General features: G+C 60.2%; 20 protein-coding genes and 1 pseudogene. 5 read left to right on the top strand and 16 right to left on the bottom strand.

Going from position 1 to position 23008, the window contains the following annotated elements; all coding sequences use genetic code 11:
• Positions 1-44 precede the first annotated feature (44 nt).
• From QYQ93_RS24690 to dksA, 13 genes are all read right to left on the bottom strand, one after another.
• On the bottom strand, positions 45-1061 hold the full coding sequence (locus tag QYQ93_RS24690; protein WP_338475667.1) for a class I SAM-dependent rRNA methyltransferase: 1017 nt from the start codon (positions 1059-1061) through the stop codon (positions 45-47).
• Between the two features lie 68 nt (positions 1062-1129).
• Positions 1130-1999, bottom strand: a complete 870-nt coding sequence (locus QYQ93_RS24685; RefSeq protein ID WP_338475666.1) for an oxygenase MpaB family protein — start codon at positions 1997-1999, stop codon at positions 1130-1132.
• 16 nt (positions 2000-2015) lie between these two features.
• Positions 2016-3953, bottom strand: coding sequence for an acetate--CoA ligase (gene acs / locus QYQ93_RS24680; protein WP_338475665.1), 1938 nt, complete (start codon positions 3951-3953; stop codon positions 2016-2018).
• 103 nt (positions 3954-4056) lie between these two features.
• Positions 4057-5721: a glucose-6-phosphate isomerase gene (pgi, locus tag QYQ93_RS24675; RefSeq protein ID WP_043050613.1), complete on the bottom strand. Its 1665-nt coding sequence runs from the start codon at positions 5719-5721 to the stop codon at positions 4057-4059.
• A gap of 224 nt (positions 5722-5945) precedes the next feature.
• The gene (gene panC / locus QYQ93_RS24670) at positions 5946-6797 is read right to left on the bottom strand and encodes a pantoate--beta-alanine ligase (protein ID WP_338475664.1); all 852 of its coding nucleotides are present in this window, start codon (positions 6795-6797) and stop codon (positions 5946-5948) included.
• The gene (gene panB / locus QYQ93_RS24665; protein WP_043050611.1) at positions 6794-7594 is read right to left on the bottom strand and encodes a 3-methyl-2-oxobutanoate hydroxymethyltransferase; all 801 of its coding nucleotides are present in this window, start codon (positions 7592-7594) and stop codon (positions 6794-6796) included. The genes panC and panB overlap by 4 nt, the downstream gene beginning before the upstream one ends.
• A gap of 322 nt (positions 7595-7916) precedes the next feature.
• Positions 7917-8399 carry a 2-amino-4-hydroxy-6-hydroxymethyldihydropteridine diphosphokinase gene (gene folK, locus QYQ93_RS24660; protein ID WP_043050610.1) on the bottom strand — a complete coding sequence of 161 codons (483 nt, stop codon included), beginning with the start codon at positions 8397-8399 and terminating at the stop codon, positions 7917-7919.
• Positions 8400-8401: 2 nt separating this feature from the next.
• On the bottom strand, positions 8402-9805 hold the full coding sequence (locus QYQ93_RS24655; RefSeq protein ID WP_124379464.1) for a polynucleotide adenylyltransferase PcnB: 1404 nt from the start codon (positions 9803-9805) through the stop codon (positions 8402-8404).
• A 697-nt stretch (positions 9806-10502) separates the two neighbouring features.
• Positions 10503-11942 (bottom strand): sigma-54-dependent transcriptional regulator, encoded by a 1440-nt coding sequence (locus QYQ93_RS24650; RefSeq protein WP_124379463.1) that lies wholly within the window; start codon positions 11940-11942, stop codon positions 10503-10505.
• A gap of 22 nt (positions 11943-11964) precedes the next feature.
• Positions 11965-14919, bottom strand: a complete 2955-nt coding sequence (locus tag QYQ93_RS24645; protein WP_161796521.1) for a sensor histidine kinase — start codon at positions 14917-14919, stop codon at positions 11965-11967.
• Positions 14903-15079 carry a hypothetical protein gene (locus QYQ93_RS24640; RefSeq protein WP_003176118.1) on the bottom strand — a complete coding sequence of 59 codons (177 nt, stop codon included), beginning with the start codon at positions 15077-15079 and terminating at the stop codon, positions 14903-14905. Before QYQ93_RS24640 ends, QYQ93_RS24645 begins: the two co-directional genes overlap by 17 nt.
• A 62-nt stretch (positions 15080-15141) precedes the next feature.
• Positions 15142-16029 carry a tRNA glutamyl-Q(34) synthetase GluQRS gene (gene gluQRS, locus QYQ93_RS24635; RefSeq protein WP_043050606.1) on the bottom strand — a complete coding sequence of 296 codons (888 nt, stop codon included), beginning with the start codon at positions 16027-16029 and terminating at the stop codon, positions 15142-15144.
• Positions 16030-16112: 83 nt separating this feature from the next.
• A complete protein-coding gene (dksA, locus tag QYQ93_RS24630; protein ID WP_005791430.1) occupies positions 16113-16547 on the bottom strand; it encodes an RNA polymerase-binding protein DksA in 435 nt (144 codons plus the stop codon).
• Positions 16548-16868: 321 nt separating this feature from the next.
• Here dksA and QYQ93_RS24625 point away from each other — a divergent pair, with 321 nt between their 5' ends.
• The gene (locus tag QYQ93_RS24625) at positions 16869-18041 is read left to right on the top strand and encodes a pyridoxal phosphate-dependent aminotransferase (RefSeq protein WP_124401912.1); all 1173 of its coding nucleotides are present in this window, start codon (positions 16869-16871) and stop codon (positions 18039-18041) included.
• Positions 18041-18754, top strand: a complete 714-nt coding sequence (gene sfsA, locus QYQ93_RS24620) for a DNA/RNA nuclease SfsA (protein WP_043050604.1) — start codon at positions 18041-18043, stop codon at positions 18752-18754. The genes QYQ93_RS24625 and sfsA overlap by 1 nt, the downstream gene beginning before the upstream one ends.
• Here sfsA and QYQ93_RS24615 read toward each other — a convergent pair.
• Positions 18751-19068 (bottom strand): Rieske (2Fe-2S) protein, encoded by a 318-nt coding sequence (locus tag QYQ93_RS24615; RefSeq protein WP_043050603.1) that lies wholly within the window; start codon positions 19066-19068, stop codon positions 18751-18753. The genes sfsA and QYQ93_RS24615 overlap by 4 nt on opposite strands.
• 155 nt (positions 19069-19223) lie before the next feature.
• Between QYQ93_RS24615 and QYQ93_RS24610 the strand changes: the two genes are divergently transcribed.
• The 3 genes and pseudogenes from QYQ93_RS24610 to QYQ93_RS24600 form a co-directional block, all read left to right on the top strand.
• Complete coding sequence (locus tag QYQ93_RS24610; RefSeq protein ID WP_338475661.1) at positions 19224-20102, top strand: heme/hemin ABC transporter substrate-binding protein; 879 nt, start codon at positions 19224-19226, stop codon at positions 20100-20102.
• The gene (locus QYQ93_RS24605; protein WP_043050601.1) at positions 20099-21136 is read left to right on the top strand and encodes a FecCD family ABC transporter permease; all 1038 of its coding nucleotides are present in this window, start codon (positions 20099-20101) and stop codon (positions 21134-21136) included. The genes QYQ93_RS24610 and QYQ93_RS24605 overlap by 4 nt, the downstream gene beginning before the upstream one ends.
• Before the next feature lie 47 nt (positions 21137-21183).
• A pseudogene (locus tag QYQ93_RS24600) lies at positions 21184-21903 on the top strand (heme ABC transporter ATP-binding protein); the annotation flags it as partial.
• Between the two features lie 243 nt (positions 21904-22146).
• Here the strand turns inward: QYQ93_RS24600 and QYQ93_RS24595 are convergent.
• Entirely contained in the window at positions 22147-22419 is a 273-nt protein-coding gene (locus QYQ93_RS24595) for a TfoX/Sxy family protein (RefSeq protein ID WP_043050599.1), read from the bottom strand.
• A 201-nt stretch (positions 22420-22620) separates the two neighbouring features.
• On the bottom strand, positions 22621-22965 hold the full coding sequence (locus tag QYQ93_RS24590) for a pentapeptide repeat-containing protein (protein ID WP_043050598.1): 345 nt from the start codon (positions 22963-22965) through the stop codon (positions 22621-22623).
• Positions 22966-23008: the final 43 nt, after the last annotated feature.

The following is a 23008-nucleotide window of genomic DNA, read 5'->3' as shown; positions in this document are numbered from 1 at the left end:
CACGGGAATTCGGTTCCGAAGAACCGTGGGTGCTGGGAAAGTTCCTACAGATGCAGGATCAGTGTCTTCAATGGCGGTTGCTGGTCTCTCGATGGAAAGTCGGCTCCCGGTGTCATGATTTGCCAGTCACGTACAGGGCGACCGGCTTTTTCTGCGCAACGCAGCACCTGCTCGCGCCAGTCATCCATGCTGACCTTCGCCAGGTTGTTGCAGCAAATCAGCACGCCATTGTCGGCGGTGGCCAGCAGCGCGGGCTTGAGCAGGCTCTGATAGTCGCGCAGTAAGTCGACGGTGCCGAAGGCGCTCTTGGCCCAGGCGGGAGGGTCGAGGAGTACCAAGTCATATTGGCGCTGTTCCAAGCGTGGATAACTCGGCAGTTTCTGGCCGCGACGCTGGGTGATCGGCAGGCCCGCCAGTTGGCGAATCGCCGGGAAGTAATCAGACTGCACAAAATCCATTGCTGGCAACTGCGGGTTGAGCAGGCCGTTTTCACGCCCAACCGCCAGGTTGCCTTCGGCAAAGTCCAGGTTGCACACCTCGCGTGCCCCGCCTGCCGCCGCGCTTAAGCCTACGCCACAGGTGTAGGCGAACAGGTTCAGCACGCTTTTACCGGCACTGTGGTCCTTGACCCAGCCACGGGTGTTACGCAAGTCGAGGAACAGCAGCGGGTCTTGCCCGGCATGGCGTCCACGCACACGATAGTTTAGGCCCCATTCGTGGCCGATCAGGTCTTCCAATGCCGCAGGCTCTGCGCGGTATACCGTGTCTTCGCGGTCGATCCGTGAGTTGCCGCGGGCGCGGTCGTTGTACACCAGCAGCAATTCCAGGCCCATGTACTGGTTGACCAGTTGGTGCAGGTCCAGCAGGTCGGCGCTTTCCAGAGACTGGTGGAAGCTCTGCACCAGTAATTGCGGACCGTAGCGGTCGATGGTCAGGCCACCGGCACCTTCCTGGCTGCCGTGGAACAACCGATAGCAGTCCGTACCCTGGACGTGCAGTTGGTTGATCAGGTCTTGGCGATAATCGAGGGCGGCGCGCAGCGCCTGATTCAAGGGAGTCATGAAGCGCGCCTTGCTTGCGGTAAATGAGGGCAATATGGCCGCGGAGTTTAACAGCTATGGCTCGCTACCTACATCAACCCCATCCGCCGATGGGCGCGTTGTACCGAACCGTTACGCATCGCCCAACGCAGCAATGGTGCGCTGCGCTTGACCCCGGCGCGAATCATCTGGCGTTGCAGCGGGCTCTGGTGCTGTTCAAGCATAGCGCTTGCCCAGTCGGGCAGCAGGTCGATCCCGGCCTGCATCATCAGGCTGCCGAAGGGTTTGGCCAATGTGCTCGGGGCCGGGGCATCGAGCAGCAGGCGCAGCACTTCACGGCTGCGCTCGTCGCACAGCAGTTGCGGGCGGATACGCACCAGATAATCCGAAATTTCCTGGCGTGAACGCGGCACATGCCGCGCGCCCAGGCGTTCGGCGACCAGGGCAATTTCGCTGTAGTAGCGATCCTGGTCGCGACCCGAAAGCCGGGGGTTGCGATAACGCAGGTGAGCGGCGAGAAAGTTGCTTACCTCGGCCACATGCACCCAGGTCAGCAGCTCTGGATCGCTGGCCGCATAAGGTCGCCCATCCGGCGCGTGGCCGACCACCTGCAGGTGAATGGTGCGCACTTTTTCGATCAGCCACTCTGCATCCTTGCGTGAGCCGAAGGTGGTGCCGGAAATGAACTGCGAGGTTCGTCGCAAACGTCCGAGCATATCCTGGCGGAAGTTCGAATGGTCCCATACGCCGGCCAAGGCCAGTGGGTGCAAGGCTTGCAGCATCAACGCACTGATGCCGCCGATCAGCATGCTGCTGAAGTCGCCATGCACTTGCCAACTGACCGAGCCCGGCCCGAACAGGCCCGGATCGCCCTTCGGATTCTCCAGGTCCAGTTGGCCCAGTGACAAACCGGTCAGGCTCATCAACTGGGTTTCGATACGGCTGCGGATAAATTCCATGGCGACTCGGGTGTTCCTATCGGTTCAGGCGCTTGTCGATCAAACCGTCTACGACGCTCGGGTCGGCCAGGGTCGAGGTATCTCCCAAGCTGTCCAGTTCGTTGCAGGCGATCTTGCGCAAGATGCGCCGCATGATCTTGCCGGAGCGGGTTTTCGGCAAGGCAGGCGCCCATTGGATCAGTTCTGGCTTGGCAAAGCTGCCGATTTCCTTGCTGACCAGGTCCAGCAGGTGTTTTTTCAACGCATCGCTGGGCTCGACACCGTTCATTGGGGTCACAAAGGCATAGATGCCCTGGCCTTTGACGTCGTGGGGGTAGCCGACCACAGCGGCTTCGGCGATCTGGTCATGCAGCACCAAGGCGCTCTCCACCTCGGCAGTGCCGATGCGATGGCCCGATACGTTGATCACATCGTCGATCCGCCCGGTGATCCAGTAGTCACCGTCCTCATCGCGCCGCGCGCCGTCGCCGGTGAAGTAGTAGCCGGGATAGGGTTTGAAGTAGGTGTCGATCATGCGTTGCGGGTCGCCGTAGACGCTGCGAATCTGCCCCGGCCAGCTGGCCTTGATCGCCAGCACGCCACTGCCGGCGCCGCTGATTTCCTTGCCCTGCTCATCGAGCAGTACCGGCTGTACGCCGAACATTGGCTGGGTGGCGCAGCCCGGCTTGATACGCTGGGCGCTGACCAGCGGGCTGAGCATGATGCCGCCGGTTTCGGTCTGCCACCAGGTATCGACAATCGGGCAGCGCTGTTCGCCGACCGCGTTGAAGTACCAGTCCCAGGCCTCCGGGTTGATCGGCTCACCGACGCTGCCGAGTAAGCGCAAGCTGGCGCGGGAGCTACTCTCCAACGGACCGTGGCCTTCACGCATCAGGGCGCGCAATGCGGTGGGCGCGGTATAGAAAATATTCACTTGGTGCTTGTCGATCACCTGCCAGAACCGCGAGCTGTCCGGGTAGCTCGGTACGCCTTCGAACATCAGCGAGGTCGCGCCATTGGCCAGCGGGCCATAGACAATGTAGCTGTGGCCGGTGACCCAGCCGACATCGGCGGTGCACCAGAACACTTCGCCCTCTTGATAATCGAGCACGTACTTGAAGGTCATCGCCGCTTGCAGCAGGTAGCCGCCGGTGGTGTGCAGCACGCCCTTGGGTTTGCCGGTGCTGCCGGAGGTGTAGAGGATGAACAGCGGATCTTCGGCATCCATCGGCTCGGGCGGGCAGCTGTCGCTGGCGGCTTCCAGGGCGGCCTGATACTTCAGGTCGCGGCCCTCGTTCCAGTTCACGCTGGCCCCGGTGCGTTCTACCACCAGCACGGTACTGACATCCGGGCAACTGGCCAGGGCTTTGTCCACATTTTGCTTCAATGCCACGGGCTTACCTCCGCGCACGCCTTCGTCGGCGGTAATCACGGTACGGCAATCGGCGTCGAGAATACGGTCACGCAGGGCGTCAGGTGAAAAACCGCCAAACACCACCGAGTGCACCGCGCCAATTCGCGTACAGGCCAGCATGGCGTAGGCCGCTTCCGGAATCATTGGCATGTAGATGCACACGCGGTCGCCTTTTTTCACGCCACGGCTTTTCAATACATTGGCCAGGCGACTGACGTTTTGATGAAGTTGGCGGTAGGTGATTTTGCAGGACTTTGTCGGATCATCGCCTTCCCAGATAAAGGCGGGCTGATCGGCGCGCTTTGCCAGGTGACGGTCGATGCAGTTGTAGCTGACATTCAGTTGGCCGCCGGCAAACCATTGGGCGGCGCCGGTCTTGATGTCTGACTGCTGGACGCTGTGCCAAGGCGTAATCCAGTCGAGAAAGCCCTTGGCCTGTTCGGCCCAGAAGGTGTCCGGCTGTTCGATGGATTGGCGATAGAGGCGCTGGTAGTCCTCTTGACTGAGCTGCGCAGCCCGGCGGACGGCATCGGCGGTGGGGAACGTGCTGATATCGAACATGAGCGATCCTTATTCTTGTTTTTGCGACAAGTAATAAAGATGCACCCTGTGGCAGGTGGGTTCAAGGCCAACGTCCAAACGCACGTTGGCCTTGAGACCAGCTTCAGCCGCGGTGGCGACCGCGGAAGTAGTTGATCAGGCCCTGGGTCGAGGCATCATCTGCCAAGGTTTCTTCGGCGCCGGTCAGGCGGTTGTACACGCCCTTGCCCAGCTCCTTGCCAAGTTCCACGCCCCATTGGTCGAAGGCGTTGATGCCCCAGATGACGCTTTGCACGAACACCTTGTGCTCATACATCGCCACCAGCGCGCCGAGGCGACGAGGGCTGATGCGTTCGACCACGATGGTGTTACTCGGACGGTTGCCCGGGATCACCTTGTGCGGTGCCAGCTTCTGCACCTCGGCTTCCGGCAGGCCCTTCTCGCGCAGCTCGGCTTCGGCTTCGCTGCGGGTCTTGCCGAGCATCAGGGCCTGGCTCTGGGACAGGCAGTTGGCGTACAGCCACTGATGGTGGTCGGACACCGGGTTGAAGCTGACGATCGGCACGATGAAGTCGGCCGGGATCAGTTGGGTCCCTTGGTGCAGCAACTGGTGGTAAGCGTGCTGCCCGTTGCAGCCTACGCCGCCCCAGATCACCGGGCCGGTATCGGTGGACACCGGCGTGCCATCCTGGCGCACGCTCTTGCCATTGGATTCCATGTCCAGCTGTTGCAAATGCTTGGTTATGTTACGCAGGTAATGGTCGTACGGCAGGATCGCATGGCTCTGCGCACCCCAGAAGTTGCCGTACCACACGCCGAGCAAGCCCAGTAGTACCGGCATGTTGGCTTCGAACGGGGCGTTCTGGAAATGCTGGTCCATGGTGTAGGCACCAGACAGCAATTCCTTGAAGTTGGACATGCCGATGGCCAGGGCAATTGGCAAGCCGATGGCAGACCACAGCGAGTAACGCCCGCCGACCCAGTCCCACATCGGGAAGATGTTTTCTTCGCGAATCCCGAAGGCCACGGCCGCAGCGTTGTTGCTCGAAACGGCGATGAAGTGGCGATACAGCTCGGCTTCCGAGCCGCCCTGGGCCAGGTACCAGGCACGAGCAGCCTGGGCGTTTTTCAGGGTTTCGAGGGTGTTGAAGGATTTTGACGAAACGATGAACAGCGTGGTCTCGGCGCGCAGCTTCATGGTCAGCTCATGAAACTCGCTGCCGTCGATGTTCGCCAGGTAGTGGCAACGCACCCCTTTATGGGCGTAGGACAGCAGGGCCTCGGAGACCAGCTCCGGGCCGAGGAACGAGCCACCAATACCGATATTCACCACGTCGGTGATCGGCTTCTCGGTGTAGCCACGCCACAGGCCGTCGTGGATGCGGCCGACCAGGTCAGTGATCTGGTTCAGCACCTTGTGCACGTCCGGCATGATGTTCACGCCGTTGACCGACAGCTTGTCGCCCACCGGGCGGCGCAGGGCGGTGTGCAGGGCAGGGCGGCCTTCGGAGGAGTTGACCGGCTCACCGGCGTACAACGCGTCGATCGCGCCTTTGAGGTTCACTTCCTTGGCCAGGCCCACCAGCAGGTCGCGGGTTTCGCTGGTGATCAGGTTTTTCGAGTAATCGAGGAAAAGTCCGCAGCTGCTCAGGGTGAACTGGGAAAAACGCTGGGGATCGGCATTGAACGCCTCGCGCATGCTGAAATCCTGCATGGCTTGGCGATGTTGGGTAAGCGCTTGCCAGGCGGGCAGCGCGGTAACGTCATGAGGGGTGCGGTAGTACGCCATCGCTGCGGGTTTCCTTTTATTACGGGGACTGCCTTTAGGACACTTCAAAGCCCGGAACATCCAGTCTTATATCAAGGACTGGGTTCCAGACAGCGCTAACCGTAGCGCAGGGCGATTACATTAAACCTAGCGTGTCGATATGTCTTGGCTTTGTCTGCGCTGTGGCCGGTACTTTTTTATACCGGCACGGCGGTCGGGGCAACAGGTTGTGGATTAAAGACGGGTCAGGCGAGGTTCAGGTGCAGGTTATCAATGAGGCGTGTCGTGCCTAGATAAGCAGCGACCAGAATCACCACATCACGGTCTTGCGCCGTGGCCGGACGCAGGTGCACACCTTGGCGTACTTCCAGATAATCCATGCGCAATCCGGCGGCTTCAATGCGTTGGATCTGCTCGGCGCGCAGCTTGGCGAAATCACGGTCTCCGCCTTTGATGGCCGTGGCTATCTGGTTGAGGGCGAGGTACAGCACTGGCGCGACGGCGCGTTGCTCCTCGGTGAGGTAACCATTGCGCGATGACAGCGCTAGGCCATCCTCTGCGCGTACGGTGGGCTCGCCGATAATCTGGATCGGCATGTTCAGGTCATGGACCATTGCACGGATCACCGCCAGTTGTTGGTAATCCTTCTGACCAAATACGGCGATGTCCGGCTGGACCATGTTGAACAACTTGCTGACCACCGTGGCCACGCCTTCGAAATGCCCTGGGCGGCTGGCACCACACAAGCCTTCGGACAGCTGTGGAACGCTGACGCGGGTCTGGCCGGTCATGCCACCTGGGTACATTTCCTCGACGGTGGGCGCGAACAGCAGGTTGCAGCCGGCTTGCAGGAGCTTTTCCTGATCGGCGGCCAGCGTGCGCGGGTATTTGTCCAGGTCTTCACCGGCACCGAATTGCAGTGGGTTGACGAAGATGCTCGCCACCACGAAATCCGCTTGCTGCGCGGCTTTGGTCACCAGGGTTGCGTGGCCGCTGTGCAGATTGCCCATGGTGGGCACAAAGCCGATGCGTTTGCCGGCACTGCGGGCGTGGGTAACCGCGGCGCGCAGTTCACGTAGGGTTTTAACGGTGTTCATGCCGAGAACCCGTGTTCGATGCCCGGGAAGGTGACGGCTTTGACCTCGCTGACGTAAGCGCTCAGGGCTGCATGGATACTGTCCTGGCCGGCCATGAAGTTCTTCACGAATTTCGGCACGTGGCCGGTCATCGATAGGCCGAGCATGTCATGCAGCACCAGCACCTGGCCATCAGTGGCGGAACCGGCGCCAATGCCGATCACCGGCACTTTGACGGCCTGGGTGATTTCTGCGGCCAATTCGCTGGGCACGCACTCCAGCACAATCATCGCAGCACCGGCTTGTTCCAGGGCGATTGCGTCGGCGCGCATCTGGCGCGCCTGGGCTTCATTGCGGCCCTGTACCTTGTAGCCGCCGAGGATGTTCACTGACTGTGGTGTCAGGCCCATGTGCGCGCATACCGGTACGCCGCGTTCAGCCAGCAGCCGGATCGACTCGGCCAACCACACTGCACCTTCGACCTTGATCATGTGGGCGCCGGCTTGCATCAGCTTGCCGGCGTTCTGGAAGGTTTGCTCCAGCGTGGCGTACCCCATGAACGGCAGGTCGGCGATGATCAAGGCGCCGTCGTTGCCACGCTTGACGCTGGCGGTGTGGTAGGCAAGTTCATCGGTGGTCACGGGCAGGGTGCTGTCATTCCCTTGAAGAACCATGCCCAGGGAGTCGCCCACCAACAACACTTCAACCCCGGCCTGGCAACAGGCGTTGGCGAAGGTGGCGTCATAGCACGTCAGCATGGTGATTTTTTCACCTTTGAGCTTGAGGCTCTGCAAGGTGGTCAGGGTAATGTCTGGCATGAAAAGGGTCCTCGTTCAGGCGCTTGGAAACAGCGAGTAACGCGCGTGAGTCTTCGTTTATACAGGCGCACTGTCTTGAAAGCAGTGCTTATAAGGCCTGGATTGCGCCCTGTAGCGCCGGGTTGGCGGCAGCGGGACGCCTATAGTCGTGAGGAGGACACGGGAAGTCAATTGGATGTGTTACCGCATTGTTACGAAGGCGGTGTTACCGCTGTTACTGACGCGATTGTAGGAGCGAGCTTGCTCGCGAAAAACTAATAGGCACCGGGTTTAATCAGGCTGTGCGCGTTATCGTTGACGATTTTCGCGAGCAAGCTCGCTCCTACAGAGGTAAGCGTTCCAGACCGACGAATGGGCAGGCGCTGAGCAGGTCGCTCAAGTGGCGTCCGTCAGGCAGTTGCAGGGTACCTGGAGCCAACTCGGCCAGCGGGTACAACACAAACGCCCTCAGGTGCATCTGGTAGTGCGGCACCTTCAGGCGCGGTTCGTCGATCAGGCGATCACCGAACAGCAGGATGTCCAGGTCCAGCGTGCGTGGGCCCCAACGCTCAAGGCGCTCGCGGCCCTGGTCATTCTCGATGGCTTGAAGTGCATCGAGCAGGTCCAGTGGCGCGAGATCGCTGTCCAGGGCCGCAACCGCGTTGGTGTAGCGCGGTTGGCCCGGGAGCAGGGAATCACTTTGATAGAAGGCCGACACACCGGCGAGCTGGGTGCCAGGCAATTTCGCCATGGCCTCCAGAGCGCTGCGCAATTGCTGTTGCGGGGCTGCCAGGTTGCTGCCCATACCGATGTAGATACGTTCCACGTTTATTCGCCCGCGGCGCCCGAGGCATCGGCACTGCTGCGTTTACGCTTGCTACCGCTGCGGCGCCGCTTTTTCGGCCCTTCACCGGTACTATCGCCTTTACTACCCAGCTCGCGGATCATTTCGCGGCGCTGGCTGTCATTGGCGTCCTGATAATCGGTCCACCATTCGCCCAGGCCATCGGTCTGTTCGCCGGCGCTTTCGCGCAGCAGCAGAAAATCGTAGCCAGCACGAAAGCGCGGGTTGTCCAGCAGCAGGTCGGCGCGTTTGCCGCTGCGGCGCGGCAGGCGCTCCTGCATGTCCCAGATCTCGCGGATCGGCATGGTGAAGCGTTTTGGGATGGCGATGCGTTGGCACTGTTCGGCGATCAACTCGTGTGCCGCTTCCTGCATGGCCGGGATCGGCGGCATGCCACGGTCCTGCAGGCGCAGCACCCGCTTGGGCAGGGCTGGCCACAATAGGGCGGCAAACAGGAACGCCGGAGTGACCGGTTTGTTCTGCTTGATGCGTAGGTCAGTGTTGACCAACGCTTCGCTGATCAATGTGTGAGTGTACGTCGGGTTGTATTCCAAGGCCTCGGCGCTGGCCGGGAACAATGGATCGAACAACTGCAGGTCGACAAGCATTTCGAAGGTGTCGGCGGCATAGCCCGAGAGAAACAGCTTGAGCACTTCCTCGAACAGGCGCGCCGAGGGAATTTCCCGCAGCATTGGCGCCAGTTCGCGAATCGGCGCAGCGGTGTGTTTCTCGATGCCGAAGTTGAGCTTGGCCGCGAAGCGCACGGCACGCAGCATGCGCACCGGGTCTTCCTGGTAGCGCTGCGTCGGGTCGCCGATCAGACGGATCAGGTTATTGCGGATGTCATGTACGCCATTGGCGTAATCGAGGATGCGCTCGCTGACCGGGTCGTAATACAAGGCATTGATGGTGAAGTCGCGACGTTGCGCGTCTTCCTCCAGGGTGCCGTAGACATTGTCGCGCAGGATGCGCCCGCTTTCGTTGCGGGAAGACTGGTTGGTGTCTTCCTCTTCGTCGTTTTGCGGGTGGCCGGCGCGGAAGGTGGCCACCTCGATGATTTCGCGTCCAAAGTGGATATGCACCAACTTGAAGCGCCGGCCGATAATCCGCGCATTACGGAACTCGGCACGCACTTGTTCGGGCGTGGCGCTGGTGGCGACGTCGAAATCCTTGGGCGTGATATTGAGCAGCATGTCGCGTACGCAACCACCCACCAGGTAAGCCTGGTAGCCGGCGTTCTGCAAACGTTCGACGATGTTCACCGCATAACGGCTGAATTGAGCCCGTTGCAGTGAATGCTGGCTGCTATTGAGCACTTCAGGCGTGCTGCGTTTGTGTTGCGTTCGACGCAAGGGAGAACGGAATGACTGGAACAACTTCTTCAGCATGGGATGCACTGTTTGAAGGAATGTTCGGCCATAACGAAGAATGACCGCATGATGGGCCGGGATTCTAGCATTTAGTCGGGGGATGGTGTAGGAACAAGCTACAGGCATTGCGCCATAAGCTTCAGAACGTCAAATGCCGGAAACTACAAGGGGAGCCGAAGCTCCCCCAGAAGTAGTTGCGTGCTCTATTTTTATTATTGGTTTCGGGCTTCTTGTTTTTGTTGATCGCCCTCGCCATGAAGCTTCACCTTCATGACACTCCCAATTGGGAGTCAAGAGCAAACGGATTGCTTTGGTCGCTGTGTTGCTGATCTACGATCCAACCAGTTCAGGCTCTGCCTTAGGGCAGTTTTTGTTGTTCTCGGCCTGGTTGCGGGGCAAGCCCCAAATGCAACGCCTCTCCAAAAGAATCAGTTAGCTGCGCCTCCGCCGTGTTGTTTTTGTTATGCGTGAGTCGATTCGTCTTATTTTTATTGTCTTGTACAAAGCTTGTTATTGTTTTTGTACTAAGCATATAGCAGGGTGCGTGCCAACTTTTTCGCCGGCCAGCAAAACCGGGGTGTTGAGGTGGTTTTGTGGTTTTCGGGGCCGAAAAAAAGCCGGAGCTTCGTTACCGTAAGCCCCGGCTTCTGTTACGTGAAAAGTCAGCGGTAACAGTTTTTTCACATCAGCGGGTGTTACCTGGTGGGGCGCACCCTCAGCTTTCGCTGGCGACCCCGGTCTTGCGCCTTGGAATGCCCAGGCGCTGGCGCCGTTCCCACAGGCATTTGCGACTCACCCCGAGCTTGCGTGCCAGCTCGGTCTCGGTCATATGGTCCTGATGCTCAAGGACGAAATGCTGGAAGTAGTCTTCCAGTGACAAATCTTCCGTCGGTTCATGGCTGGTATTGCTAGCGCCACCCTGTTGCGGGGCCAAGCCAATGAAATCATCGTCGTCCAGATCACTGAGCTCGATATCGATACCCAGCAACTCGGCGGAAATCTCCGGGCTCTCCGACAGAATCACCGCACGCTCGACAGCGTTCTCCAGTTCCCGCACGTTACCCGGCCACGAGTAATGCCGGATCGCCTGCTCGGCGTCTGCGGCGAATTTCAGGTCGGTACGGTTGATGCGTGCACTCTGGCGCAACAGGAATGCACTGGCGATCTCGTTGACGTCGGCGCCGCGCTCGCGCAGGGCCGGCAGCTTGAGGGCGATCACGTGCAGGCGGTAATACAAGTCTTCACGAAACTGGCCGATCTTGGCCAGGCTCTTGAGGTCACGGTGTGTCGCAGCAATCAGTCGCACATCGACCTTTTGCGATTGCACCGAACCGACGCGTCGAATTTCGCCTTCCTGCAGCACCCGCAGCAAGCGGGCCTGGGCTTCCAGGGGCAACTCACCGATCTCATCGAGGAACAAGGTGCCGCCGTCTGCGGCTTCCACCAACCCCGCGCGCCCGGCGCTGGCGCCAGTGAACGCGCCTTTTTCGTGGCCGAACAATTCGGACTCGATCAGGGATTCGGGGATCGCCGCGCAGTTCACCGAGATCATCGGTGCCTTGGCACGCTTGGACAGGTTGTGCAGGGCGCGGGCTACCAGTTCCTTACCGGTCCCCGACTCGCCCTGGATCAATACATTGGAGTCGGTCGGCGCTACTTTGCGGATCTTGCTGTACAGATCCTGCATCGGAGGGCAGGAACCGATGATGCCGATCTCGCCGTTGCTGTTGTCGACACCTGGCTTGTCGGCGCCGTTGGTCGCTTTACCGGCTGGGCGCTGTTCGGCAGGCGCGCTGCTGGCCGACTGACGGTCACGCAGGATGCGGGCCACGGCCTGGAGCATTTCATCGTGGTCGAAAGGCTTGGCGATGTAGTCCACCGCGCCCATCTTCATCGAGTCCACCGCCGAGCGCAGGCTGGCGTAGCTGGTCATGATCAGCACCGGGGTGCCTTGGCCCAGCTTGATCAGCTCGGTGCCCGGGGCTCCGGGCAGGCGCAGGTCGCTGACAATCAGGTCGAACGTGGGAATGCTGAATCGCTCTTGGGCTTCCTGCACCGAGCCGGCTTCGCTGACCTGGTACTGATTTCGTTCAAGCAGGCGACGCAAGGCAGAGCGGATAATGGTTTCGTCTTCGACGATCAAAATGTGCGGCATTGATTCAATTCTCTCGACGGTCTCAGTTCACAGCGGACGTCGCTTCGACATGACGCGGCAAGGTCACCCGTATACGGGTGCCGCGTTGGCTTTCGGTGTCAGCCGGGCTGTCGATGGTGATTTGTCCATAATGCTCTTCAACGATGGAATAGACCAGTGCAAGGCCCAGACCGGTACCTTCACCGGGGTCCTTGGTGGTGAAGAAGGGTTCGAACAATCGGTCCATGATGTTCTGTGGAATGCCGCTGCCTTCGTCCTCCACGATCAGGTCGACCGTGTGCTCGAAAGCCTCGCTCTTGACACGCACAGCGCTGCCGGCCGGTGACGCATCGCGGGCGTTGGACAGCAGGTTGATCAGCACTTGGGCCAGGCGTTGTGAGTCGCCATCGACCCAATGTTCCGGATCACAAAGATTGAAGAACTGTACTTCGAAATTGCGCCGGTTCAAGGCCAAAAGCCCAATGGCATCCTGCGCCACTTCGGCCAGGCACACCGCTTCGTCCTGGTTTTGATGCGCGCCGGAGTGGGCGAAGCTCATCAGTGACTGCACGATGCGTGACACGCGCTTGGTCTGCTCGAGGATTTGTCCGCTGATTTCGGTGATTTCACCGTCTTCTTCGCGCTCTTCCCGCAGGTTCTGCGCCAGGCAGGCGATACCGGTGATCGGGTTGCCGATTTCGTGGGCCACGCCGGCTGCGAGGCGGCCAATACTGGCCAGGCGCTCGGAATGCACCAGTTTGTCTTCGAGCATTTGTGTGTCGGTCAGGTCTTCCACCAGCAATACCAGGCCGCTGTTACCCGGCGCAAGGGGCTCATCGATGGCAGCTTTGTGCAGGTTGAGCCAACGGGTCTGACCGTCGAGGGCCAGGTGTTGTTTATGCAGGTGCTCATCGGGCAGGTTGATAAAGCCCAGGAGCAGTTCTTTCCAAGGATCGCCCAGGGTATTAAGCCGCGAACCCACCACCCGTTGCGCGGCGATGCCGGTGAGTTCTTCCATGGCCTTGTTCCACATCAGGATCTCTTGGTCCTTGGCCAGGGAGCAGACGCCCATCGGCAATTCTTGCAGGGTCTGGCGGTGGTAGCGGCGCAGGGCGTCGAGCTCGGCGGCCAGGCCGGTGAGGCGCGAATGGTAATCCTCCAGCCGGCTTTCGATGAAATGGATATCTTCGGTCACGTAGTTTTCGCCGCCCGCCTTGTAGGGCAGGAATGTTTCGACCATGTCCTGGGACACGCTGGGGCCCATCAGGCCGGAGAGGTTGGCCTCGATACGGTCGCGCAGACGCCGCAGGGCGTAGGGGCGACGCTCGTCAAATGGAAGGTACAGATCACGCAGTGCCTGCTCGACTTCCTTTTGCGCGGCCTTCGCGCCCAGGGGCTTGGCCAGTTGCGTGGCGAACTCCTGAGGCGAGGCAGCATGCAGCTCGCGGCGTTGCGGGCGGCGTACGTTGTCCACCGCGCAGGCTTCGGCGGCGCTGGTTTCTTCGGGACTGGCGTTGGTGAACAGCGAGATCAGGGTGAACATCAGTACGTTGGCGGCCAGCGAGGCAATGGCCGCCATGTGCCAGCTGGTGTCGTCGAGCACGTAGATCATGTTCAGCAACGGGATATAGAAACCCTGCAAATTGCCGACCAGCGGTAGCAGCATGGTGACAACCCACACCAGGATTCCCGCCAGTAACCCGGCAATAAAGCCACGGCGATTGGCGGTCGGCCAGTACAGCACCGACAACACACCCGGCAGGAACTGCAAGGTGGCGACAAACGCGACGATGCCGAGGTTGGCCAGGTCTTGCCCGGCGCCAAGCAGCAGGTAGAACCCGTAGCCAGCCATGATGATTGCGATGATCAGCGCACGGCGGGTCCATTTCAACCAGCGGTAGATATTGCCTTCGGCCGGCGGCTGGTACAGCGGCAGCACCAGGTGGTTGAGTGCCATGCCCGAGAGCGCCAGCGTAGTGACAATGATCAACCCGCTGGCCGCCGATAAACCGCCGACATATGCCAGCAGCGCCAGGGCCGGGCTGTTGGCGGCAATGCCGATGCCCAGGGTGAAGTACTCAGGGTTAGTGGTGGCCCCCAGTTTCAGGCCGGCCCACAGGATCAGCGGCACCGCCAGGCTCATCAGCAGCAGGAACAGCGGTAATCCCCAGCTGGCGCTGACCAGCGAGCGGGGGTTGAGGTTCTCGGTGAAGGTCATGTGATACATGTGTGGCATTACGATCGCCGAGGCGAAGAACACCAGCAGCAGTGTGCGCCAGGGGCCTTCCTGCAAGGGAGTATGCAAGGCGGCGAGGGCGGTCTGGTTTTGCAGCAGCCAGAGTTCCAGCTGTTGCGGGCCGTCGAACACACCGTAGAGCGCATAGAGGCCGACGCCGCCGATGGCGATCAGCTTGATGACCGACTCAAAGGCAATCGCAAACACCAGGCCTTCGTGCTTCTCACGGGTGGCGATATGGCGCGAGCCGAAGAAAATCGTAAACAGGCTGATCAGCGCGCAGAAGGCCAGGGCAACAAGGTGTTGTACCGGCTCGCGGGTCAGGATGCTGATGGAGTCGGCTACCGCCTGGATTTGCAGGGCCAGTAATGGCAGCACGCCGATCAGCATGAAAATCGTGGTCAGCGCGCCGGCCCAGGTGCTGCGAAAGCGAAAGGCGAATAGGTCCGCCAGGGACGACAACTGGTAGGTACGGGTGATTTTCAGGATCGGGTAGAGCAGCACCGGAGCCAGCAGGAAGGCGCCGGATACCCCGAGGTAGCTGGAGAGAAAGCCATAGCCGTACTGATAGGCCAGGCCTACCGTGCCATAGAACGCCCAGGCACTGGCGTACACGCCCAGGGACAAGGTGTAGGTCAGCGGATGGCGAATGATCGCCCGCGGAATCATCCCGCGCTCACTGATCCAGGCCACACCGAACAACGCAGCCAGGTAGGCGGCGCTGATCAGCAGCATCTGGGTGAGACTAAAGCTCATCGGCATCTTTTTGGCTCTGCAGGATGAAGGTCACGACGATCAGGATCAGCCACAGCAGATAGGGGCGGTACCAGGCGCCCGTGGCGTCGATCCACCAATCCATGATGGCGGGGGAAAACAGGTAGATCCCGACGACCAGCAGCAGGACCAATCGATAGATGTACATGTTGGCCTCTGATTAAAAATCTGCGGCGATGGTAACGGATGGCTGGCAACCTGCAAGCGCCTTCAACGCAATTGCGCTTCGGCCAACGTCAATGTGCGCGGGATGCGGGTCGCGTCCCAGTGCACAATGCCCCAATCCAGCAGTTCCCGTGGGCTGGCGTGCAGCAGTTCATCGCCGGCTGGCTGGCCAAGGGCGCGCAGTGCCCGCAGCAGCAACGGCGTGGCCTGGTCGACCGTCAACGGCGGCGAACGGTAGGACTTGCCCAGCTTATGGCCGTCCGGCTGGACGATCAGCGGCACATGCAGGTAACGCGGTTGGCGCAGGCCCAGCAGCTCTTGCAGGTACAGCTGGCGTGGTGTGGAATCGAGCAAGTCGGCGCCGCGCACGATATCGGTAACCCCTTGCCATGCGTCATCAAGGACCACGGCCAATTGGTAGGCGTAAAGGCCATCGCGGCGACGGATGATGAAATCGCCTGCATCGCGACCCAAATGCTGTCGGAACTCGCCCTGTACGCGATCAGTAAAGTGGTATTGCAGTTCGGGCACGCGCAGACGGATGGCGGCGTCTTGCTGATCGTGGCCGGCATTGCGGCACAGGCCGGGGTAAATCCCGTTATAGGGTTCCAGCTGTTTACGTGAGCATGTGCAGGCGTACGCCAGGCCGTGGTTGAACAAGTCATTCAGCACTTTGGCGTAGGCATCATGCCGCTCGCTCTGTCGGACCAGATCACCATCCCATTCAAAGCCGTAGCTTTCCAGGGCATGCAGGATCGCTGCCTGGGCGCCGGGCTCTTCACGCGGTGGATCGAGGTCTTCCATGCGCATCAACCAGCGACCGTGGTGGGCGCGAGCATCGAGGTAGGAGGCGAGGGCAGCAACCAGGGAGCCGAAGTGCAAATGGCCGCTGGGCGTGGGGGCGAAACGCCCGATATAGGTAGAGGCTGTCATGGGCCGGATACTACTGCAAAAGCGGTAAACGCCAGAAACAAAAATGGGGCGTTTGCACGCCCCATTCGTTCAGTTCGGCAGGGTTATTTGCCGACCTGTTTTTCCTTGATTTCAGCCAAGGTCTTGCAGTCTACGCACAGGTCCGCGGTTGGGCGGGCTTCCAGGCGGCGAATACCGATCTCGACGCCGCAGGATTCGCACCAGCCATATTCCTCGTCTTCGATCAGTTGCAGGGTCTTGTCGATCTTCTTGATCAGCTTGCGCTCGCGATCACGGGCGCGCAGTTCGAGGGCGAACTCCTCTTCCTGGCTGGCACGGTCGGCCGGGTCCGGGAAATTGGCTGCTTCGTCCTTCATATGGTCAACCGTGCGGTCGACTTCCTGCATCAAGTCCTGTTTCCACTGCTTCAGGATTTTGGAGAAGTGCTCGCGCATGGGCTTGCCCATGTATTCCTCGCCCTTCGACTCAACGTAGGGTTGGAAGCCGCTGATGCTCTGTTGCTTTGCTTGGGTGGACATGAATAGACCGCCTCTCACTCTTCTAATCCATTGCGCAGGATTGCAACGTCACCGACACCTGCCGGCCCTGCGGCTGCAAGCGGGCGAACTTACCAGATAGATTCAGGGTGCGCCACTCCCGGTTGTCGAGCTCCACGGCAAAAGGGGTTGCAAACTGCAACAGCCCGCCATGGCTGGGGATGTACCCGCTCGAATGTTGATTTTAGTCGTTTTACAGGCGCCTGCCGGGCTCATCTTGGATGGCCGAGCAGGCAATAGAGCATGTTTTACCGCGAGGGTTCGGTAGAATCCTGATTTTGTCCTCACCGTTAAGGAAGGCTAATGGCTCAGCCCTACAGTGCGCGCAGTCGCGCTATCGAACCTTTTCATGTCATGGCGTTACTGGCACGGGCCAATGAGCTGCAGGCCGCCGGCCATGATGTGATCCATCTGGAAATCGGCGAGCCGGACTTCACCACGGCCGAACCGATCATCCAGGCCGGCCAGGCCGCACTGGCGAACGGCAAGACCCGCTATACCGCTGCCCGTGGGTTACCGGAATTGCGCGAGGCCATCAGCGGGTTTTATCAGCAGCGTTATGGCTTGAGTGTCGATCCCGAACGCATTCTGATTACCCCCGGTGGCTCCGGCGCCTTGTTGTTGGCGAGCAGCCTGCTGGTAGACCCAGGCAAGCACTGGTTGCTGGCGGACCCGGGTTATCCTTGCAACCGACATTTTCTGCGCTTGGTAGAAGGCGCGGCCCAGTTGGTGCCGGTGGGGCCGGAGGTGCGCTACCAATTGACCGCAGACCTGGTTGCAAGGCATTGGGACCAGGACAGTGTGGGGGCGCTGGTCGCGTCGCCGGCCAATCCCACCGGGACTATTCTTACGCGGGGCGAATTGGCCGGGCTGTCCGATGCAATCAAGGCACGCAACGGACACTTGGTGGTCGACGAGATCTACCATGGGTTGACCTACGGCACCGACGCCGCCAGCGTGCTGGAAGTCGACGATGATGCCTTTGTCCTGAATAGTTTTTCGAAGTATTTCGGTATGACGGGTTGGCGCCTGGGTTGGTTGGTAGCGCCCCCCGACGCGGTCAGTGAATTGGAGAAATTGGCGCAAAACCTCTACATCAGCGCGCCGAGCATGGCCCAATACGCCGCCTTGGCCTGTTTCACCCCGCAAACCCTGGGCATTCTTGAAGAGCGCCGCGCTGAATTCGGTCGACGTCGCGACTTCTTGCTGCCTGCATTGCGCGAGTTGGGATTCGGCATTGCCGTAGAGCCGGAGGGTGCCTTCTACTTGTACGCCGATATCAGCGCGTTTGGCGGTGATGCCTTCGCGTTCTGCCGTCATTTTCTCGAAACCGAGCATGTGGCCTTTACGCCTGGGTTGGACTTTGGCCGTTATCAAGCCGGTCACCATGTGCGTTTTGCCTACACTCAAAACCTTGATCGGCTACAAGAGGCGGTTGAGCGCATCGCCCGTGGTTTGCGGAGTTGGCAAGGCTGATGCGATTTGATCCCCCTCTCGAAGAAGCGCGACTTATTCGTCGCTACAAGCGTTTTCTCACCGATATCGAAACGGTTACCGGCGAGTTGCTCACCATTCACTGCCCGAACACTGGCTCGATGCTCAATTGCATGGTCGAAGGTGGCCAGGTCTGGTTCAGTCGTTCCTCCGATCCCAAGCGCAAGTTGCCGGGCACTTGGGAAATTGCTGAAACGCCTCAGGGACGGCTGGCGTGTGTCAACACGGCACGCGCCAATCAGTTGGTGGAAGAAGCACTGCGTGCCGGTGTGATTACTGAACTCAATGGCTTCACGGCGTTGAAGCGTGAAGTACCTTATGGTCAGGAGAAGAGCCGGATCGATTTTCGCCTGGATTACCCGCAGGGTGCCGCGTTCGTCGAAGTCAAAAGCGTGACCTTGGGCTTTGACGACACTTCGGTGGCGGCCTTTCCTGATGCAGTGACGCAGCGCGGGGCCAAGCACCTGAGAGAGCTGGCTTACCTGTCACGAACAGGTGTGCGAGCGGTGCAATTGTATTGCGTGAATCTATCGGGAATCGATGCGGTGCGCCCCGCCGTGGAAATCGACGCTGCCTACGCTGGCGCTTTACGTGAGGCCAAGGCCGCGGGCGTCGAGGTGCTGGCATACGGCGTACGGGTCACGCCGCAAGAGATTTACATCGAGCGTCCATTGCATGTGCTGCTTGGTAGCTAGAGTTCTACCCATAATCCCTGTGCGTCTTCCCGACCAGGCAGGGCCGTGAGGCTCTGGCCTGCGCAGGGGCCGGCGATGCATTCACCGTTTTCGATCAGGAACAGCGCACCATGGGTGGCGCATTGGATCAGGCTGGCGCTGGCGTCGAGGAAGCGGTCGGGCTGCCATTCCAGCGGGATACCGCGATGGGGGCAGCGGTTGAGATAGAAGTAGGCAACGCCGTCTCGGCGTACAGCCAACAGCTTGCAGCCATCGATCTCAAAACCGCGGCTGCTGTTGGGGGCGAGGTCGCCTGAGGCGCAGAGAAACTTCATTTCAATCCTTAAGTGCCTTGACGTTCAAATGCAAACAATTATCAAATGCCCGCTTCGCCCGTCAGCTGACTGGGTGCTCAATACGATGCCTGGCAGGGATTATCTGTCACATCGATGAGTGCTTGAGTGGCCCTGCCTAGGAAGGAAACCCTGTTATGCGTCTGAGTACCAGCGCCATTGCGCTTGTTGCCTCACTGCTGGTCAACCACGGGGCGCAAGCCTCTGAGCTGCCACAGCGCTGGGTCAGTGCCGGAGGAGCGCTATCGGAGTGGGTAGCGGCGCTGGGCGGTGAATCGAAATTGGTCGGGGTGGATACCACCAGTCAGCATCCCGAGTCGCTCAAGGCGTTGCCGAGCATTGGCTATCAACGCCAATTGTCGGCCGAGGGTATTCTCAGCCTGCAGCCGCAAATCCTCGTGGGCACCGAGGAAATGGGGCCACCACCGGTACTGGCGCAGATTCGCAATGCTGGCGTGCAGGTGGATATGTTCTCGGCCCAGCCGGATCTGCCGACCTTGAAAGACAACCTTCAACACCTGGGGAAGTTGCTCGGCAGTGAGGCCAAGGCCAACACGCTGTTTGCCGGATATGAGCAGGCGCTTGAGCAGCAAAAGAATTGGGTGGCCAAGGCCCAGGCCACGCAAAAGGCGCCGGGCGTTCTGTTGTTGCTGGGCAATGCCGGTGGCAAGCCGCTGGTTGCTGGCAAGGACACGGCCGCCGATTGGCTGTTGCAGCAGGCCGGCGGGCGTAATCTGGCCACGCACACGGGCTACAAACCGTTTTCAGTGGAGTCGCTGGCAGGGTTGAGCCCGGAGGTGCTGGTGTTTGCTGATCGCGCCCTCACCGGCGATGCGGCGCGGGCAGCCTTGTTCAAGGAAAATCCGATCCTTGCGTCTACGCCTGCAGCCAAGAGCGGGCGAGTGTTTGAGCTGGATCCGACCCTGCTGGTGGGTGGCCTGGGGCCGCGGTTGCCACAAAGCCTGGTGAAGCTGTCCGCCGGGTTTTATCCGTCCCAGGTCAAGCCTGCTCCATGACCACTCTGGTTAAGCCGAAAACACTGTTCATCGGGCTGTCGCTGTTATGTCTATTGGCGATCTGGCTCTCATTGGCCCTGGGCCCGGTCAGCCTGCCATTGGTGGACACGCTCAGGGCCGCTTTAAGGCTGATGGGGGTGCCGATTGAAGCGCCAGGCTTGGAACAAGCCGAGTTGATCCTGGGGCAGATTCGCCTGCCACGAACTTTGCTGGGCCTTGCGGTCGGCGGGGTGCTTGCGTTGTCAGGCGTAGCGATGCAGGGATTGTTTCGCAACCCGCTGGCCGATCCTGGGTTGGTGGGGGTGTCCAGCGGCGCAGCATTGGGGGCGGCGGTGGCGATTGTCGGCGGTTCGTTTTTTGGCGGGCTGCCGGATGCCTTCGGGCCGTACCTGTTGTCGTTGTGCGCATTTCTCGGTGGCCTGGGCGTCACGGCGCTGGTCTATCGGCTGGGGCGTCGCAATGGCCAGACGAATGTTGCGACGATGCTGCTTGCTGGTATCGCGCTTACGGCGCTGGCCAGTTCGGCGGTCGGGCTGTTTACCTATTTGGCCGATGACGCCACTTTGCGCACCCTGACGTTCTGGAACCTCGGCAGCCTCAATGGTGCGAGCTATTCGCGGTTGTGGCCCTTGCTGCTGGTGAGCGCGGGCGTGGCGCTGTGGTTACCGCGCCGGGCGAAGGCATTGAATGCACTATTGTTGGGAGAGTCCGAGGCCAATCATCTGGGCATCGATGTAGAAGGGCTCAAGCGTGAATTGGTGTTCTGCACGGCCTTGGGCGTTGGTGCGGCGGTGGCGGCGGCAGGGATGATTGGCTTTGTTGGCTTGGTAGTGCCGCACCTGGTACGGCTGCTGGCGGGGCCGGATCATCGGGTGCTGCTACCGGCCTCGGTGCTGGCAGGGGCGAGTTTGTTGTTGTTTGCGGACCTGGTGGCACGCTTGGCGCTGGCGCCCGCGGAGCTGCCGATTGGTATTGTTACTGCATTTATCGGTGCGCCATTTTTCCTCTACCTGTTACTGCGGGGGCGCGCCTGATGCTGCGAGTTGATGCGTTGCAGATACGGCGTGGGCGTAAAACCGTGCTGGCCGATGTCACCTTGGACCTGTTGCCGGGCGAAGTGCTGGGCGTGCTGGGGCCGAACGGTGCCGGCAAAAGTACCTTGCTGGGGGCGCTTTGCGGGGAGTTGCAGCCTGATCAGGGCAGAGTGTGGCTGGATCAGCAAGAGTTGAAGAGCCTGGGCGGCGCCCAGCGAGCCCAGCGCCTGGCGGTGTTACCGCAAAGCTCAACCCTGGATTTTGCTTTTCGTGTCGAAGAGGTGGTGGGCATGGGGCGCTTGCCCCATCAGACCGGGCGAGTGCGCGATGACGAAATCATCAATGCGGCGCTGCAGGCGGCGGATGTCGGCCACTTGAGTGGCCGCAGTTACCTGGCTTTGTCGGGGGGCGAGCGGCAGCGTGTGCATCTCGCGCGGGTATTGGCGCAGTTATGGCCAGGTGAGGCGGGGCAGACGTTGTTGTTGGATGAGCCGACGTCGATGCTCGATCCTTTGCACCAGCACACCACGTTGCAGGCCATTCGCAGCTTTGCCGACAAAGGCGCTGCCGTGCTGGTGATCCTGCACGACTTGAACCTGGCCGCGCGTTACTGCGACCGGATCCTGTTGCTGAAAGACGGACGCCCCCATGCCATGGATACGCCCTCTAAAGTCCTGCAACCTGAACCGCTCAAGGCCGTCTTTGGCTTGGACGTACTGGTACAACCACATCCGGAGCGGGGGCACCCGCTGATCATTGCGCGCTGAGCTCAGTTATATGCGGGCAAAAAAAGACCCGGCAAGAGCCGGGTCAAATAACCGTGATTAGCCTGATGAGGAGATAATCTGAGAGTCCGAACCAATGGTCTTTCAGTTATCGGCTGATCTCGCGATCAGTTGTGATAATCATAACGATTCTCATTTGAGAGTCAACATTTGTTTTTGCATGCCCATCCAGTTTTCTCAAACGCCCGTTTGTAATGCCCGTAAACATTGGGTTTGAACGCTGATCTAGTTTTTCTGGCGGGTTGACATAGCCTCCAGCTGACGGTTCAGCGCCTCCTTGCGCTCCGTGGGAATGTCGTTCCAGTGCACATCCATCAGTGCGCCTTCAATTGCATACAGCAGGACTTTCGATGCTCGAAAGCCGCGAGTTCGCACGGCTCGGTAAGCATCGACCGCTCCCAGGCGACGCAAGTCGGACGCGCTGTGGATGCCCACCGCATGCAGCCACTGCGCTGACGTCTTGCCCAGGTTTTTCAGGTGTTGCAGCTCATCGTTCATCAAGCCTCCTTGCAACGGCCGAATGGTGCGGTGGGTGTCGTGACCAGGCAGCCTGAAAATGAGTGTAGCGCTCAGTAGGAAAAGCGTGGTTCTTTGGTCAGAAGCAGGCGAAAAGCTTATAAGAATGGTGTGATGGCTGTAGCGACAGGCAGGCGGCAATCGCCCGGCACGCCTGGGACTTGCCGGGGTTCTGGGTGACGGTTACTTGGTGCGGTAGCGCAGGCGAGTACCGAAATTGACTGACATCAGAATCTCGTCAGCTGTGAGCTCGGGTGGGAAATAAGTCCCCGAAATCTGCGCGTGGGCCAGACTGGCGCCCTCCAGTGAGCAATCGCGTAAATCCAGGCCGCGCAGGTCGGCCGAACGAAAATAGGCGTCGGTGAAGTCAACATTCTTGGCGTTCAGGTCGCGCAGGTCCAAGCCCCGGAAGTCGCCACCACGCATGTCGATGGGGCCATCCTCAGGGCGTTCCTGATTGAAACCGCGAATGTCGTCCTTGTGCAGGAGCGCGTAGAGCGGGGTGTCGAGAAGCTTGGGCTGACTCATAATGGCGACTCCTGTTGGAATTATGACGCCATTATAGTGCCAC

Origin of the sequence: Pseudomonas khavaziana (genome assembly GCF_036704165.1) — a bacterium.
Taxonomy (GTDB): domain Bacteria; phylum Pseudomonadota; class Gammaproteobacteria; order Pseudomonadales; family Pseudomonadaceae; genus Aquipseudomonas; species Aquipseudomonas khavaziana.
Note: the sequence above shows the minus strand (reverse complement) of the source record. Positions and strands in the feature narration are given on the sequence as shown.